This is a genomic window from Streptomyces sp. NPDC004838 (assembly GCF_053600955.1).
In genome coordinates this window covers 322659-337449 of the sequence record NZ_JBSGAW010000004.1, presented here as the reverse complement: position 1 = coordinate 337449, position 14791 = coordinate 322659, and the positions used below count along the sequence as shown (strand labels likewise).

Below are 14791 nucleotides of genomic sequence, written 5' to 3'. Positions count from 1 at the left end.
GGAACACTGTGTCAACTGAGCGAATACGCCCCGGTGCGGGGCGACATGCGCGCAGGAGCTCCGGCGAGTCATTGCCGAAATCCCCCAAGTCAGGCTCCAGTCGCGGTTCCTTCAGCGCTGACTTCATGGCCTCTGTCGTCGTCTTCCTCGTCGCCCTGCCCCTGTGCATCGGCGTCGCGGCTGCTTCGGGCGTGCCCGTCGCCCTCGGCATCATCACCGGCATCATCGGTGGACTCGTCGTCGGCTTCCTGCCCGGAAGCTCCCTCCAGGTGAGCGGTCCCGCCGCAGGACTCGCCGTGCTCGTCCTGGAGTTCGTCACCGAACACACCGTCGCCATGCTCGGCCCGGTCGTGCTGATGAGCGGTCTGCTCCAGATGGGCCTCGGGATGCTCAAGATGGGCCGGATCTTCCAGTCCATCTCCCTGTCGGTCGTCCAGGGCATGCTCGCCGGCATCGGTCTCCCCCTGATGCTCAGCCAGACGTACGCCCTGGTCGACTCCAGGCAGCACGGTACGGCTCCCAAGAACGTCATGGGGCTGCCCGACCTGGCCTCGGAGGTTCTCAACGACCCCCACAAGGTCGGGGCGCTGCTCCTCGGCATCATGGCGGTCGTGGTCTGCTTCCTCTGGTACAAGGTCCCCGCGCCGCTGAACAAGGTTCCCGCGCCGCTGGTCGTGGTGATGGCCGGCTGTGCGATCGCCGCCATGCCCGCCTTGGAAGTCAAGAAGGTGAAGGTCGAGAACCTGACCGACGCCATCAACTTCGTCGGGCCGTCCCAAATGGCGGGTCTGCTCGACGCGAAGGTGCTCACGATGGTGATCACCTTCACCGTCATCGCCTCCGCCGAGAGCCTGTTCAGCGCGGCGGCGGTCGACCGTATGCACACCGGGAAGCGGACCGAGTACAACAAGGAGCTCTTCGCCCAGGGCATCGGAAACACGGTGTCCGGCCTGTTGGGCGCGATGCCCCTGACCGCGGTGATCGTCCGCAGCGCCGCCAACCTCAACGCGGGCGCGAAGACCAAGCTCTCCCGCATCCTGCACGGCGCCTGGCTGCTGGGCTTCGCCCTGCTCCTGCCGGGCCTGCTGGGGTTCATCCCCATCTGCGTCCTCGCCGGTGTCCTCCTCCACGCGGGCTGGAAGCTCTTCAACCCGCCCGCCTTCGTGAAGATGTGGAAGACGGACCGCGGCGAGGGTCTCGTCATGTTCATCACCACCGGCGCCATCGTGATGACGGACCTGCTGGAGGGCGTGATCGGCGGTCTCGCGGTCGCCGTCGTCCTCACCGCGCTGCGGATGTCCCACATGACCATGCGCAAGACCACGGACGGCGACAGCGCCCGCCTGGAGCTGAAGGGCAACGCCACCTTCCTGCGGATGCCGAAGCTGATCGACGCGCTGGCCTCCATCGCCGACAAGAGCCGGGTCGTCATCGACGCGCGGGGCATCTCGCACCTCGACATGGCCTGCAAGGCCCAGCTGGAGGAGTGGGTCGACCAGCGGCGCAAGGCCGGCATGGAGGACGTGGAACTGCTCATGCCGGGCCACGACGCCCTGGCGAAGGAAGAGGCGGCCGAGGCGGCGGAGGTCGAGGAGACCGCTGTGTCGGACACGCTGGAGCAGGAGACCGTGGGAGCGGCGGCGGCCAACGGCGCCGGGACCCAGAACGGTCAGCCCCTGCCAGAGGAGCAGCCACAGCCCCAGTACCAGCCCCAGCACCACCCGCAGCCGGAGACCTTCCGGCCGTACGTCCCCCAGGCGCAGCCGAGCTTCCAGTTCCAGCACGCGATGGGCCAGGGGTACGCACACGGCGGCCATGTGCCGCACGGGGTCCAGTACGGGCGGCAGCACCAGCACGCCCAGCACCACCTGCACGGCCACCAGCCGCAGCACGGCGGGCAGGGATACGGGCGCGCGGCACATCCCCAGCCGCAGCACGCCCAGCAGTCCCAGGTGCACATCCCGCACCAGCAGCACAGCCAGATGCACAGCCAGCCCTATGGGCAGCACCAGTACCAGCACCCACAGCATCAGGGGCACGGTCAGCCCGAGGGATACCCCCAGCCCGAGGGTTACCCGCAATACCAGTCTCAGGGGTACGTCCAGCACCCTGACGGCTACGTGCCACAGCAGCCGCAGGGCTACCCGCCGCAGCCACAGGGCGGCTACGCCCAGCCCGGTGACCCCAACTACTGGGGGCCCGAGGACGACTGGGCCGTCCAGGCGTACAGCGAAGGGACGCAGCGATGAAGCGGCCCCTGAGGACCGCCCTGGCGGACGCCCTGTATCTGCGGGAGTTGCGGGAGCTACGAGACCTCCGGCACCACCGGCATCAGATGGACCGGCGCCGATGCGGAATGGAACCCTGTGGGCTCGGACTCTCGCGGGCGGAGGTCGCCGCCGCCGAAGGGCGCGGGGTGGCCCGCAAGGACTACCGGACCCCGGATCACTGCGAGACGGACGGCGACCGCCGCGGAACCGGTTTCCTCGGAGACGGCCGCTACCGGTCGGGATCGAGCGAGACCGAGCCCGACGAGGACAACCTGTTCCTCTTCCTGAAGTCCCTGCACCAGTTCCTCACAGCGCCCCAGGACGCCGCCACGACAGGTTCCCCGGGTTCCGGGGAGCGGGCGGACTCGCTGGACCGCGCCGACCGCAAGGCGGACCACGGCTGACCGCCGCGGCACGCTTCGGCGGCACCCTGAACGTCGCCCACGGAACCTCCTATCCCCAGGGTCCGTGGGCGACCCCCAGGGCCTTTGAGCGGTAACGCGCTTCCCCCACTAGGCCCTTGAGAGCCCCTTCCACTGTCCCCCGTGCAGTGAGGGGGCTCTCTGCCGTCCCGGCGCGTCCGCCGCGGACCGGGGCCCCGGCGGCTCCGGTGGCGGTGGCGGTGGCGGGCGGGACGGTGCGCCACGGGGGGGAGAGCGCACCGGTCCGCCCGCCGACGGGGCCACGCGCCAGGCCGTGGGCGGGGCCTTGCGAGCACTCTGCCCGTACGGACTTGAGGCCGACTGGGCGTCCGCTGGTCGACCGCTGGAACGTCCGCCGTGTCGCATACCGTTGGACGCGTGCTCCACCCCGCGTCGAGCGCGCCTTCCTAGCCTCCTTCCGGACCCCGGATCCGGGGCGGGACGAAGGAGGCCGTCGTGTGGCGGGAACTGGCATGGGGACTGGCGGCGGTGGGCCAGTATTTCGGGGCCTGTACGACGCCCGAGTGCTACGGCTTCGCAACCACGTATCACCAGGACGAATCCGGTACGGCAACGGGGCACCCCGAGAGCCTGGTACCGGTCCCGGAACTGTCCGCTCGGGAACGGGCGGTCCTGCGCCGGCTCGAAGCCCTGTGGGAGAGCCCCGGACCTTCGGCTCCGGACCTTCAGGCCAGGTCCTTGAGGCCAGGACCTTGAGGTGTCCGGGCCGTGAGGCCAGGACCTTGAAGTCGTGACCTTGAGGTGTCCGGGCCTTGAGGTCAGGACCTTGAGGTGTCCCGACCTTGAGGTCAGGACGACGCGACCACCACGGCCGAGGCCACATCCGCGTCATGGGTGAGCGACACATGCCAGGAGCCGATACCGCACCGGGCCGCCGCGGCGGCGACCGTGCCGCGTACCCGCAGTGCGGGGCGGCCACCGGCGGCCGTGCGGATCTCGGCGTCGTGCCACCGCAGCCCGCCCGGCGCGCCCAGAGCCTTGGCCACGGCCTCCTTGGCGGCGAACCGCGCCGCGAGGGAGGCCGTGCCGCGTGGTGCGCCCGACGGCAGCGTCAGCTCGGCCTCGGTGAAGAGCCGTCGGGCGAGACCAGGGTTACGGTCCAGGGCGCGGCCGAAGCGGTCGATCCCCGCGACGTCTATGCCGATCCCGACGATCAGGGGCGGGGGAGCGGCCGCCGGAACTCCTCTGACCCGGCCCAGCCACCGGCCGATCCCCAGGAGGAGCCGGGCGGACGGCGGGGTGGTGGCGGTGTCGTCTTCGCGTCGCATGCGGCGAGGGTGACAGCGACGGCTCGAAGCGGCCTCGAAGCCCGGCCGCGGACGCGTACCGGAGGGCCACGCGCCACCGCACTACCCGCGGGCCGGCAGACGGGCGTCCTTCAGGAGGAGGGCCAGGGCGAGGGCGATCAACAGGACCGGGACGGCGGACAGGAAGACCGTCGACAGGGCGTCGCCGTAGACGTCGGCGACGGTGGACGCGGTCCCGGAAGGGAGCGACGCGGCGTCCGACGGGGTGAACTCGCCGCCGACGACGCGGTCCGCGGTCTCCGGGGGGAGCCGGCGGGCCGACTCCGACGCCAGGCGGGCGTTGAGGATCGAGCCGAAGACCGTGGCGCCGATGGCCGTGCCCAGGTTGCGGGCCAGACCCACCGTGGACGTGGCCACGCCGAGGTGCTCGCGAGGCGCGGTGCTCTGGGCGACGAGCGTGGTCACCTGGGAGGAGAGCCCGACGCCGACGCCCATCAGGGCCAGCAGCACGGCGACCGTCACGACCCCGCCGTCCGCGCCCGCCAGTGCCATGGCGGCGGCGGCTCCGGCCGCCAGGGCGGTGCTGGCCACCGGGAACCACTTGTATCTGCCGGTCTTGGCGATCACCTGTCCCGCCACCACGGTCGCCGCCGCCATGCCGATCATCGCGGGCAGGAAGAGCAGACCGGTCCGGGTGGCGCTGACGCCCTCCACCGTCTGCAAGAGCAGCGGCACGAAGTTGACGCAGCCGAAGAAGGCGAAGCTGACGGCGAAGGCGACGACGACGCAGACGGTGAAGGTCCGGTCCGTGAACAGCCCGAGCGGTACGACGGGTTCCGCGGCCGACCGCTCATGGCGCAGCCAGACCACGGCCAGCACCACCGCGCCCGCGCCCAGTGCGATGACCTGGGGTCGGCCCCAGCCGTCGCGCCCGGCCAGGTCGGTGGCGAGGACGAGGCAGGCGATCAGTCCGGTCAGCAGGGCCGTGCCGAGGTAGTCGACACGCGGCCGGCCCCGGCCCCGGCCCCGGCCCCGGCCGGGGGCGGCGGCGGGCAGCAGGGCGCGGACGCCGATCAGGGCGAGCAGGCCGAGCGGCACATTGACGTAGAAGATCCAGCGCCAGCCGAACTGGTCGGTGAGCACACCGCCGACGAGCGGCCCCGCCAGATTGGCGATGACCATGACTCCGGCGAACCACCCCTGGTACTTGGCGCGCTGCCGGGGCGGCATCAGATCGCCGAGCACGGCGAAGGCGCTCACCTGGAGCCCGCCGCCGCCGAGGCCCTGAAGGGCGCGGAAGACTGTCAACTGCCCCATGGAGTCCGCGCTGCCACAGGCCACCGATCCGACGAGGAAGAGCACGATCGCGGAGAGGTAGACCGTCCGGCGACCGAAAAGATCCCCCAGTTTGCCGTAGACGGGCATGGCCACGCTGAAGGTGAGCATGTACGCCGTGAACGTCCAGCCGTAGAGGTGCTGCGCGCCCAGGTCGGCGGTGAGGGAGGGACCCGCGGTGGCGACGATCGACTGGTCCAGCATCGACATCGCGCTGGTCAGCAGCAGCGCGGCGAGCAACAGCGCGAAGCGGGGCGGCAGCGCGGGCGGCGCGCCCGTGGCCGGCGCGCCCGGACGGCCCGTACCGGGTTCGTTCATCAGTCCTCCGACGTCATGACACATAGAGGTCTTTTGCAATTGTATGTCGCTCGCATATACATGTCATGTGTAGCCTAGTGGTGGGGCGGATGTCATGACGGGGGAATGTCCGAGACCGTGTCCTGATGGGTCGCCTCTGTCGAGTACCGCTCAAGCAGAAGTCAAGTAATCGACCTCACGCTCACGAAGTGCATCAGGCCGTTCGACGATGCGAACCAACGGGAGGGGCCCCAGTGCTGCAGATCGGGTTGCTCGGAACCCTGCAAGTCGTCAGTGATGGTGTGCACGTCACACCGTCCGCACCGAAGGTCCGACAAGTTCTCGCCTTGCTGGCCCTGCGAGCCAACACCACCGTCCCACTCCACCAACTCGTGGAAGAACTCTGGGAGGAGCGCCCGCCGTCCAGCGCGGCGACCACCCTGCAGACGTACATCTACCAACTCCGCAAGCTGCCCGGACTCTGCGACCCCCAGCAGCCCGGCCCCGCCGTGGGCGCGCGGGCGCTGCTGACCACCCCCGGCGGCTATCGGCTGTCCGTGCCCCGGAACAGCCTGGACGCCCAGGAGTTCACGGATCTGGCGGCCCAGGGAAGGGAGGCGATGGAGCGCGGCGGTGTCGCCGAGGCGGCCGACCTTCTCCAGCGGGCCCTCGCCGTGTGGCGCGGGCCCGCTCTCAGCGATCTGGCCCCCGGCCCGATCGTGGGCATCGACGCCCTCCGGCTGGAGGAACAGCGCTACGAAGTCCTCGAGGAGCGCATCGACGCGGATCTGCTCCTCGGCCGCCACCACCGGCTCATCAGCGAACTGACCGCGCTGGCCGCCGACAACCCCACGAGGGAGGGACTCCACGCCAAGCTGATGCTCTCCCTCTACCGGGCGGGCCGCCGTCCGGACGCCCTGGAGGTCTTCCAGCGCATCCGCCGGGTGCTCACCCGTGAGCTGGGGCTCGAACCCTGCTCGGAACTCCAGCGGCTGCACCAGCATGTGCTCGCCGGAGACCGCGAACTCGACCTGCCCGGCGGACAGACCGCCGTCCACGGCACACCGGCCGCCGGCGAACCGCCGGTGACACTCCCCGCCGACGTTCCGCTCGTCGGCCGAGAGGCCGAACTCGCCCAGGTCGCACGGGTGCTGACGGATCGTCCCGACAAGGAAGGGCCGCGGTGCGTGGCCGTGGCCGGACAGCCCGGAGCGGGCACCACGGCCTTCGCCGTCGCCGTCGCCCACCGGCTGGGCGACGCCTTCCCCGACGGCCGGCTGTACGCGTCCTTCGGCGACCCCGCCGATCCGCGACCCGCCGGAGACGTCCTGGGCGAACTGCTCGAATCGGTCGGCTTCCGCCGCGCCGAACTGCCCGCCCGGCAGGCCGACCGCGCCAGGCTGTTCCACGCCTGGACCGCGGACCGCCGTGTGCTGCTGGTCGTCGACGATGTGGCGGAGGCCCACCAGGTCACCGACCTCATGCCCGCGGACGCGGGGTCGGCCGTACTGCTGGCCGGGTACCGGCGGCTGTACGGCGGCCAGTTCCGGACACGGGTGGACCTCACCCGGCTCAGCCCGGACCAGTCGATGGAGCTGTGCCTGACCGCACTGGGAAGGACCCCGCACCTGAGCGACATACCGGGAATCCACACCATGCTGGACCTGTGCGGCGATCTGCCGGGCCCGGTGCTGGAGGCCGTGGGCCTCCTCACGCTGCGGCCCCACTGGTCCGCCCGGCAGCTCATCGACTGGATGAGCCGGGAGCGGCGGGGCACCGTGACCCACCAGCGCCCGCACCCCTTCCACCACGCCGTCCGGCGCTGCGGCGGACTCGACACCCGGCTCCGCGACGCGCTCGCCACCCTCGCCCGCGAGGCCGACGGCACCCTGACGGTGGAGCGGGCGGCCCGGATCCTGGACCGGGACGTCGACGAGACCGAGGAACTGCTGGAAGAACTCGTCGAGTTCTTCCTCCTCCAGGTCGACCTCGCCCGTGACGCGCGCACCGAGAGGTTCTTCCAGTACCGGCTGCCGCCGCTGCTGCGTACCGCCCTGCGGACGATCGAGATGCGCGCCTTCGTCTGATCCCGAGCACGGATCGGGACCTGATCCCGCACGGTCCGGGGGCCCGACCTCCGGGCGCGGCTCAGGAGCCCGGCCCGCGCACGGCTCCAGGGGGCGGCCCTGGGCCGTGCGCGGCACCTTCCCGTTTCTTTCTCTCCGCACTCGGGATCCTCGCCCTCGCCCTCGCTACAGTTCCGCGCAGTCGCCCAACTCCAGCAGCCAGGTGTTGACCTGGAGCGCCATCTCGACGTTCATCCGGTGCAGCCAGTCCTGCGCGGCCGCCTCTCCTTGAGGGGAGATGACCTGCCGCGCCTTCTCCCCGTCCAGCAGCGGCAGGACCGGCGACGCGGGATCGGCCAGCACCTCGGCGAACTCCTGGTGCAGCGCCTTGGTGTAGGTGGCGTCCTGGCTCACCGGGAAGGGCGCCTTCGGCCGCTCCAGCACCTGTTCCGGCAGCAGATCGGCGACCGCGGCCCGCAGCAGGCTCTTCTCCCGGCCGTCGAACGTCTTCATCCACCAGGGGATGCTGTACGCGTACTCCACCAGCCGCCGGTCACAGAACGGGACCCGGATCTCCAGCCCCGAGATCATGCTGAGCCGGTCGTTGCGCTCCAGCAGCCGGGGGAGCCAGTGCGTCAGATGCAGATGGCAGATCTCGCGGGCCCGCCGCTCCCCGGCATCCTCACCGGGCAGCCGGGGTATCTCCGCCATCGCCTGCGAGTAGCGGTCGGCGTAGTACGCGGGCATGTCGAGGCGCGCCTTGAAGGCGGGCGACAGCAGCCCCTGCCCGAGGCCCTCGCGGGTTCCCGGATGCCACTGCTCGAAGGCGACCCACGGGAACTGCTCTTCGTACGCCAGGTCCGGGATGTGCACCCAGCTGTAGCCGCCGAAGATCTCGTCGGCGCTCTCGCCCGTCAGCGCCACCTTGGAGTGCCGGCTCGCCCCCGCGAACGCCTGATACGTGGAGGTGTCCATGTCCCCGAAGGGCGCGGGGACGTCCTGCGCGCGCAGCACCGCGCGTCGTGCGGCCGGGTCGATCAGATCCGCCGTGGTCAGCTCGATCTCCAGATGGTCGGCGCCGATGTGGTCGGCGACGGCCCGCGCGTACGGGGCGTCCGGGGCGCTGCGCACCAGGTCCGGCTGGAAGTTGTCGCTGTAGCCGCTGTAGGTGACGGTCGTGGTGCGGACGGCGTGCCCGGCTCCCGGGCCCCCGGGAGCCGGGGCGCGGGCCGCGAGAGCGGCGACGGCGCTGGAGTCGAGGCCGCCGGAGAGCAGCACGCTCAGCGGCACGTCGGCGACGAGTTCGCGGGCCACCTGGGTCTCCAGCAGCTCACGTACATTCCGTACGGTGTCGGCGAGCCCTTCCTCGTGGGGCCGGGCCTCCAGCCGCCAGTAGCGGCGCAGGGAGAGGCCGCCGGGGCCGTACGACAGGGTGTGGCCGGGCGGCAGATCGCGGATGTCGCGGTAGACGCTCTCGCCGGGGGCGCGGGCCATGGAGAACAGCACCCGCAGCCCTTCGAGGTCGACGGCCGGGCGGACCGCGGGGTGGGCCAGCAGGTTCTTGGGCTCGGAGCCGAAGACGAGCCCGTCGGGGGTCGGCGCGTAGTGGAGGGGCTTGATGCCGAAGCGGTCGCGCGCCAGGAACAGGGTCCGGCGGCGCGTGTCCCACACGGCGAAGGCGAACATGCCCTCCAGCCGTTCCACGCACCGCTCGCCCCATTCGAGGTAGGCGCGGAGCACGACCTCCGTGTCGCCGCGGCTGCGGAAGCGGTGGCCGAGGCCGGCCAGTCGCTCGCGCAGCTCGCGGAAGTTGTAGATCTCGCCGTTGTACGTGAGGACCGCGAGCGGCTGGTCCCCGGCGGCCGGGGCTCCGGCTGTGGTTCCGGCCGTGGCTCCGGCCGGGTGGGTGTGCGGGGCGGCCGTCATGGGCTGGCCGCCGCCTTCGACGTCGATGACCGCCAGCCTGGTGTGGATCAGCGTGGTCCGGCCGTCCGTCCAGACGCCCTGGTCGTCAGGGCCGCGGCAGGCCATTGTCCGCGCGATGCTCCCGGCGACTGCGGGATCCTCCCCGAGCTGACCGCCCTCGCGTCCGGCCCAGCCTGCGATGCCGCACATGGGATCTCCTTCCGTGGCGTGTCGGTGCCTGGGGCAAAGATCCTGGGGAGCGCTCGAAGCGGCGTGGAGGGGCGCTGGACCGGTTCCGTACGGTCCCGGTCCGCCCGTCCACGCGGCTTCAGGCATCGGTGGGCCGCTCGGCGGCCTCCCGCCGGAACGCGGGGATGAGGATCGCGCCGACGGTGAGGTGCAGCAGGACCAGGGTGGTCCGGTTGCCGGTGGTCAGGCCCTCGGCGAACAGGGGTGCGAAGAGCGAGAGCACCAGCACCGCGGTGGCGGCGGCGGACCACACCGTCCTGGCCCGCGAGCTGAACCGCTCCAGTACGGCCAGCAGCCCCCAGCCCAGCAGGGAGACGACGGCCGTCGCGATGACGACGTTGACGAACGGCAGCGCGGTGGTCGTGGTGGAGCCCGGTCCGTCCGGGGTCCGCAGGTCGATGTCGAGTACGGAATGGGCGACGACCCAGATCAGCGCGGCGGCGACGACGGCCGCGGCGGCGGCGAGGGCACGGACGCGCGTCGGGCTCGCGGCGGGGGCGGTGGTGACAGGAGTGGTGGACATGATCTCGGCCTCCTCGGACGCTCCAGTTTAATGAGTCACGCATATGAATGACTCTCGCATATAATTGTGGCACACCCTCTCCTGCTCGGTCCAGGTGTATGTGGAGTAACCTCGAAGTGTGAGTGGTGCAGACGCGACCCAAACGAAGGCCCGTAAGCGGAGCGGGGCCGAGGCTGATGCCGCCGCCGACGTCGCCGACGTCGGGGGGTCGGCTCCGGTGGACACGGGCGTGCTCAACGCGGTCGAGCAGGCGATGATCCGGATCCGGCGCCGTCAGTCCCGGCGGAGCCTGGCCCGGCCGGTCGTACGGGGCATGGCGGAGCCCATCGACCTCAACACGCTCTCCGTCATCGACGCGGTCGACGAGGGCACGAGTGCGGGCGGCCGGGACGTGACCGTGGGGTTCGTCGCGGACCGGCTCGCCATCGACCCGTCACGGGCCAGCAGAATCGTCTCCGACGCGGTCAAGTCCGGCTTCGTCAGGAGAGTGGCCTCGCAGGAGGACGGGCGGCGCAGCTGCCTCGAGCTGACCGCGTCCGGCCGGGTGGCGGTCGCGGCGGCGCACCGTACCCGTCAGGGGTTCTACTCCGGCGTCCTCGGCGGCTGGGACCCGGACGAGCAGCGGGAGTTCGCCCGTCTGCTGACGAAGTTCGTCCACGCCCTGGATGACGCGGCCCGAGACTGACGATCAGGCGGGAGCGCGGTGCGCCTCCGGCGTGGCGGGTGGGGTTCGGTCCGCGGCGTTGCCCTGCCGGAGCGCCGTTCCGTGTGCCTCGGGCCTGTCGCCGGACGGCGGACGCGGGGCGGGGTTCGCGTTCGGCCTGGCGGGCGGGGTTCGGTCTCCGCGTGAGCGCCTTCGGCGTGGCGGTCGGATTTGTCGCGCCGTCAGTGCCTTCCGGGCGGTGGACTCGGCGGCTGGGTGCGGTCCGTGCGTGAGCGCCCTTGGTGCGGCGGTTGGTTCAGGCATTCGGTCAAAGCCCCAGGTCCGGCGGCCCGGTCCCGGCGGTCCGGTCCCGGCGGTCCGGTCCGTCCGGGGCGTCGACGACCCCCGTACGGCGGACACTCCCCTCGCGGACCTCGGACGAGGACGGGTCGCAGTCCCGTGAGCGATCGGCGTCAGGCCCTGGACCGGCTGAAACACCCCTGACCCCGTCTTGCCGCACAGCACACACCCCGTCGGCGAGCCCGCCGTCTCCGGTTCGGCCGGCCATGGACAGTCACGGCCGGCCACGGACTGGGGACGCCCACGGCGGGGCACGGGGCCCGGGCCCGGGGCTCAGGGCTCAGGGACGGTCACGAGGGGCGACCGGTGTGCTCGGGAGGCCGGTACCGCCGCTGCGGGCCGAGCCCACCCCGCGCGCTCGGGAGTCCGGCACCCTGGGCCAAGGGCCCACCACCGCGTGCTCGGGAGGCCGGTGCGGTCGCCGTGGGCCAGGGCCCACCACCGCCGGAAGCACTCCTGGGGCGTCCACCGGGGTTCGAGCCGCCTTCGAGGGCCGACCGCGACGCTGAGCGCGTCAGAACCCCGCTACCGACGGCGCGTCAGAGCCCCGCTGCCGCGGGTGTCCGCGCCTTGTGTCGAAGGAGGCGCGACGGTGAGTACGACCGAGCGTACGGATCAACGGCGAGTCCCTGACCACCGGCAGCCCGAGGCGGCCCCGGTCCGCCCACCCGCGGCCGTCGGGTGGGCGTACGCCATGGTGATCGTGGCGACGCTCGCCGCGATCGCGAGCAATGTGTTCGAGATCGCCCACCAGGTCGAGACCGGTGCCGCCGGCGCCGCGACCACCGGCGACCTCGTGCTGACCATCGCCTTCTGCGCGCTGTTCGGCTACTTCGCCGAGATGCTGCGCGCGGGCCGCCAGTGGGGCCGCGTCCTGCTGACGATCTTCACCTCGCTGGGGATCCTCTTCACCGGCCTCGGCCTCGCGCGTCTCGGCGGCCGCCCGCTCGTGGGCCCGCTCCAGGCGAGCCTCGCCGTCACCAGCCTGGTGCCGTCGGTCATCGGGCTGGTGCTGCTGTACGTCCCCTCCGTGAACCGGTGGATCGCCCAGGTCCGCGACCGCAGCCGTACCGTCTCCCAGCGCATGCGCAAGGCGTTCCTCACGGCCCATGTGGCCATCTCCGTCGGCTGGCTCGGCCTGGTCACCGGGATGTTCGCCATGTCCGTCTCCGGGGCGACCACCGGCAGCGCCGAGCACCAGGCCGCGATGTACCGCACCATGTCGATGCTCGACGAGATCTTCCTCGGCATGACGAGCATGTTCGCGCTGATCACCGGAATCGTCGTCGCCGCCGGCACCAAGTGGGGCCTGCTGCTCCGTACCTGGGTGGCCGTCAAATTCTTCACCACCATGGGCGTGATGATGCTCGGCTTCGCCGTGATCCATCAGCTCATTCTCAGGGCCAATGAACTCGTCGACGAGGGCGCCCCGGTCCGCGGCGGCGAACTCGACACCGTCGGCTGGTCCATGGCCGCCGCAGCCGCGGTCGCCGTGCTCTCCCTCGTGTTCATGACCGCGGTCTCCACGTACAAGCCCTGGGGACACACCCGCCGCGGCCGCCGGGCGAACGCCCGCCCCACCGCCCGCCGCACCTCCTCCTCCCGGTGAACCAGAAAGGAACCTCAATGGAGTCGTCAGCGATTCAGGACACCCGGGTCCTGCGACACAGCCGTCTGCTGGGAGTCGGCGCGTACCGGCCCGAACGGTCCGTGCCCAACGCCGAGATAGCCGAGCGCACCGGCCTCGACCCCGACTGGATCGAGCGCCGCTCCGGCATCCGCTCCCGCCGCTACGCCTCCCCGGAGGAGACCCTGCCGGCGATGGCGACCGCCGCCGCGGAGAAGGCGCTCGCCGCCGCGGGCGTCCGCGCCGATCAGATCGGCACGGTCATCGTCGCCACCATCACCTCCATGGAGCAGATGCCCGCCGTGGCCGTCGAGGTCGCGCACCGGCTGGGCGCGGACCGGGCCGCCGCCTTCGACGTCTCGGCGGCCTGCGCCGGGTTCTGCCATGCCGTCGCGCTCGCGAGCGACCTCGTGGGTCTGGGCCGTACGGACTACGTCCTGGTCATCGGGGCGGAACGGATGACGGACATCCTCGACCACTCGGACCGCGACACCGCCTTCCTCTTCGCCGACGGCGCGGGCGCGGTCGTCGTCGGCCCCTCCGACGAACCCGGCGTCGGCCCGGTGGTCTGGCGCGCCGACGGCTCCCGCAACGCGGCCCTGAAGATGACCTCGCCCTGGCACGACGGCACCGGCTCCCGCCCCGACGACAAGCCCGCCATCACCATGTCGGGCTGGAAGGTCTACCGCTGGGCGACCACCGAACTCGTCCCCGCCACCCGCCGGATGCTGGACCTGGCCGGTGTCACCACGGACCGGCTCGACGCCTTCATCCCGCACCAGGCGAACATGCTGATCACCGACGTCGTCGTCGAACAACTGGGCCTGACCGGACGCACCGCCGTCGCACGGGACATCGTCACGAGCGGCAACAGCTCGGCCGCCTCGATCCCGCTGGCCATGGAGGAACTGCTCTCCTCCGGCGACGCGCCAAGCGGCGGCCTCGCCCTCCTCGTCGGCTTCGGCGCGGGACTCGTCTACGCCGGCCAGGTCGTACGGCTGCCCTGACCCCGGCCGACGGCAGGGGGCCGAGGCAGACGGCAGCGGAGCGCGGACGGTGGCCGAGCGCGGATGGCGGCCGAGCGCGGACGGTGGCCGAAGACGGCGACGAGCAAAGACGGCGGCGAGCAAAGACGGCTGTGCCGTGGGAGGCGAGAGAGCCTCCCACGGCACAGCCGTCCGCGGGTCCCGGCAGCGGTCAGTACGCCGCCGCCACCTCGAACAGCGCGAACGGGCTCCGGCGCTCCCCGTCCTGGTACGGCCGCAGCGGAGAGGTCGTCCCCCGGTGCGCCGAACCCGCCTCCCAGTCGCGGAAGGCCGCCATGGACTCCCATTCGCTGAGCACCGCGTACGCCCCCGGATCCGTCACCTCCCGCAGCAGCTCGTTGCCGAGCAGACCGGGCGTGCCCGCCAGATCCCCGCTGATGTGGTGGTACGCCTCCGCCACCGCGGACGCCTCCGCCTCCTCGGCCCGCAGATACAGCACGATCCGCACCCGGCCCGCCGTCGGCGCGCTCATCCGGCCCCCTCCACCAGATGCATCATCGCCAGCGAGCCGCCGTTCCGGTACGGGTGCAGCTTCTCGCGGTGCGCCACATGCTCGGCGCTGCTCTCGAACGCCAGAAACGAGTGACGGTCCGTCCAGTCGCTCACCACGTAGTAGACGGAGTCCTCCTGCGCGCTGCGCGCCAGGGTGTGGCCCAGGTTCGCGGGCTGCGCGGTGACCTCCGCGCTGCCCTGCGCCCACGCCTTCTCGAAGTCCGACTCCAGACCGGTTTTGACGCGTACGGTCAGCAGCACCCGGAAGGACCCGACCTGTCCGGCCAC

The 14791-nt window shown here is 71.7% G+C and carries 13 protein-coding genes; 7 read left to right on the top strand and 6 right to left on the bottom strand.

All coding sequences use genetic code 11. From position 1 onward, the window contains the following. The first annotated feature begins 125 nt into the window (after positions 1-125). The 3 genes from ACWEFL_RS07530 to ACWEFL_RS07520 all read left to right on the top strand — a co-directional run bounded on the left by ACWEFL_RS07530 (position 126) and on the right by ACWEFL_RS07520 (position 3409). Positions 126-2249 carry a SulP family inorganic anion transporter gene (locus tag ACWEFL_RS07530; RefSeq protein WP_451708763.1) on the top strand — a complete coding sequence of 708 codons (2124 nt, stop codon included), beginning with the start codon at positions 126-128 and terminating at the stop codon, positions 2247-2249. Beyond that, positions 2246-2674: a hypothetical protein gene (locus ACWEFL_RS07525; RefSeq protein WP_451708760.1), complete on the top strand. Its 429-nt coding sequence runs from the start codon at positions 2246-2248 to the stop codon at positions 2672-2674. The genes ACWEFL_RS07530 and ACWEFL_RS07525 overlap by 4 nt, the downstream gene beginning before the upstream one ends. A 474-nt stretch (positions 2675-3148) precedes the next feature. Then, on the top strand, positions 3149-3409 hold the full coding sequence (locus ACWEFL_RS07520) for a DUF6059 family protein (protein ID WP_451708758.1): 261 nt from the start codon (positions 3149-3151) through the stop codon (positions 3407-3409). Positions 3410-3501: 92 nt separating this feature from the next. On the opposite strand, the gene ACWEFL_RS07515 is transcribed toward ACWEFL_RS07520, so the two are convergent. Together ACWEFL_RS07515 and ACWEFL_RS07510 are read right to left on the bottom strand one after the other, a co-directional pair. Beyond that, positions 3502-3870 (bottom strand): holo-ACP synthase, encoded by a 369-nt coding sequence (locus tag ACWEFL_RS07515; RefSeq protein ID WP_451708871.1) that lies wholly within the window; start codon positions 3868-3870, stop codon positions 3502-3504. 192 nt (positions 3871-4062) lie between these two features. After that, positions 4063-5613 (bottom strand): MDR family MFS transporter, encoded by a 1551-nt coding sequence (locus ACWEFL_RS07510; protein ID WP_451708755.1) that lies wholly within the window; start codon positions 5611-5613, stop codon positions 4063-4065. Positions 5614-5738: 125 nt separating this feature from the next. Here ACWEFL_RS07510 and ACWEFL_RS07505 point away from each other — a divergent pair, with 125 nt between their 5' ends. Continuing rightward, a complete protein-coding gene (locus tag ACWEFL_RS07505; RefSeq protein ID WP_451708752.1) occupies positions 5739-7679 on the top strand; it encodes a BTAD domain-containing putative transcriptional regulator in 1941 nt (646 codons plus the stop codon). Positions 7680-7844: 165 nt separating this feature from the next. Here the strand turns inward: ACWEFL_RS07505 and asnB are convergent, their stop codons facing one another. Then, positions 7845-9773 carry an asparagine synthase (glutamine-hydrolyzing) gene (gene asnB, locus ACWEFL_RS07500; protein WP_451708750.1) on the bottom strand — a complete coding sequence of 643 codons (1929 nt, stop codon included), beginning with the start codon at positions 9771-9773 and terminating at the stop codon, positions 7845-7847. A gap of 118 nt (positions 9774-9891) precedes the next feature. Beyond that, positions 9892-10335: a DUF6069 family protein gene (locus tag ACWEFL_RS07495; RefSeq protein ID WP_451708747.1), complete on the bottom strand. Its 444-nt coding sequence runs from the start codon at positions 10333-10335 to the stop codon at positions 9892-9894. 217 nt (positions 10336-10552) lie between these two features. On the opposite strand from ACWEFL_RS07495, the gene ACWEFL_RS07490 reads away from it, so the two are divergent. From ACWEFL_RS07490 to ACWEFL_RS07480, 3 genes are all read left to right on the top strand, one after another. Next, positions 10553-11020: a MarR family winged helix-turn-helix transcriptional regulator gene (locus ACWEFL_RS07490; protein WP_451708868.1), complete on the top strand. Its 468-nt coding sequence runs from the start codon at positions 10553-10555 to the stop codon at positions 11018-11020. Between the two features lie 910 nt (positions 11021-11930). Continuing rightward, on the top strand, positions 11931-12947 hold the full coding sequence (locus ACWEFL_RS07485) for a hypothetical protein (RefSeq protein ID WP_451708744.1): 1017 nt from the start codon (positions 11931-11933) through the stop codon (positions 12945-12947). A 17-nt stretch (positions 12948-12964) separates the two neighbouring features. Then, positions 12965-13972, top strand: coding sequence for a beta-ketoacyl-ACP synthase 3 (locus ACWEFL_RS07480; protein ID WP_451708741.1), 1008 nt, complete (start codon positions 12965-12967; stop codon positions 13970-13972). Between the two features lie 190 nt (positions 13973-14162). Here the strand turns inward: ACWEFL_RS07480 and ACWEFL_RS07475 are convergent, their stop codons facing one another. Together ACWEFL_RS07475 and ACWEFL_RS07470 are read right to left on the bottom strand one after the other, a co-directional pair. Then, on the bottom strand, positions 14163-14483 hold the full coding sequence (locus ACWEFL_RS07475; protein WP_451708739.1) for an antibiotic biosynthesis monooxygenase family protein: 321 nt from the start codon (positions 14481-14483) through the stop codon (positions 14163-14165). Then, the gene (locus ACWEFL_RS07470) at positions 14480-14791 is read right to left on the bottom strand and encodes an antibiotic biosynthesis monooxygenase family protein (RefSeq protein ID WP_451708736.1); all 312 of its coding nucleotides are present in this window, start codon (positions 14789-14791) and stop codon (positions 14480-14482) included. Before ACWEFL_RS07470 ends, ACWEFL_RS07475 begins: the two co-directional genes overlap by 4 nt.

Coding starts and splice junctions, on each gene's coding strand:
- ACWEFL_RS07530 (WP_451708763.1), top strand. CDS start 126: ATGGCCTCTGTCGTCGTCTTCCTCGTCGCCCTGCCCCTGTGCATCGGC.
- ACWEFL_RS07525 (WP_451708760.1), top strand. CDS start 2,246: ATGAAGCGGCCCCTGAGGACCGCCCTGGCGGACGCCCTGTATCTGCGG.
- ACWEFL_RS07510 (WP_451708755.1), bottom strand. CDS start 5,613: ATGAACGAACCCGGTACGGGCCGTCCGGGCGCGCCGGCCACGGGCGCG.
- ACWEFL_RS07505 (WP_451708752.1), top strand. CDS start 5,739: ATGGGTCGCCTCTGTCGAGTACCGCTCAAGCAGAAGTCAAGTAATCGA.
- asnB (WP_451708750.1), bottom strand. CDS start 9,773: ATGTGCGGCATCGCAGGCTGGGCCGGACGCGAGGGCGGTCAGCTCGGG.
- ACWEFL_RS07495 (WP_451708747.1), bottom strand. CDS start 10,335: ATGTCCACCACTCCTGTCACCACCGCCCCCGCCGCGAGCCCGACGCGC.
- ACWEFL_RS07480 (WP_451708741.1), top strand. CDS start 12,965: ATGGAGTCGTCAGCGATTCAGGACACCCGGGTCCTGCGACACAGCCGT.
- ACWEFL_RS07475 (WP_451708739.1), bottom strand. CDS start 14,483: ATGAGCGCGCCGACGGCGGGCCGGGTGCGGATCGTGCTGTATCTGCGG.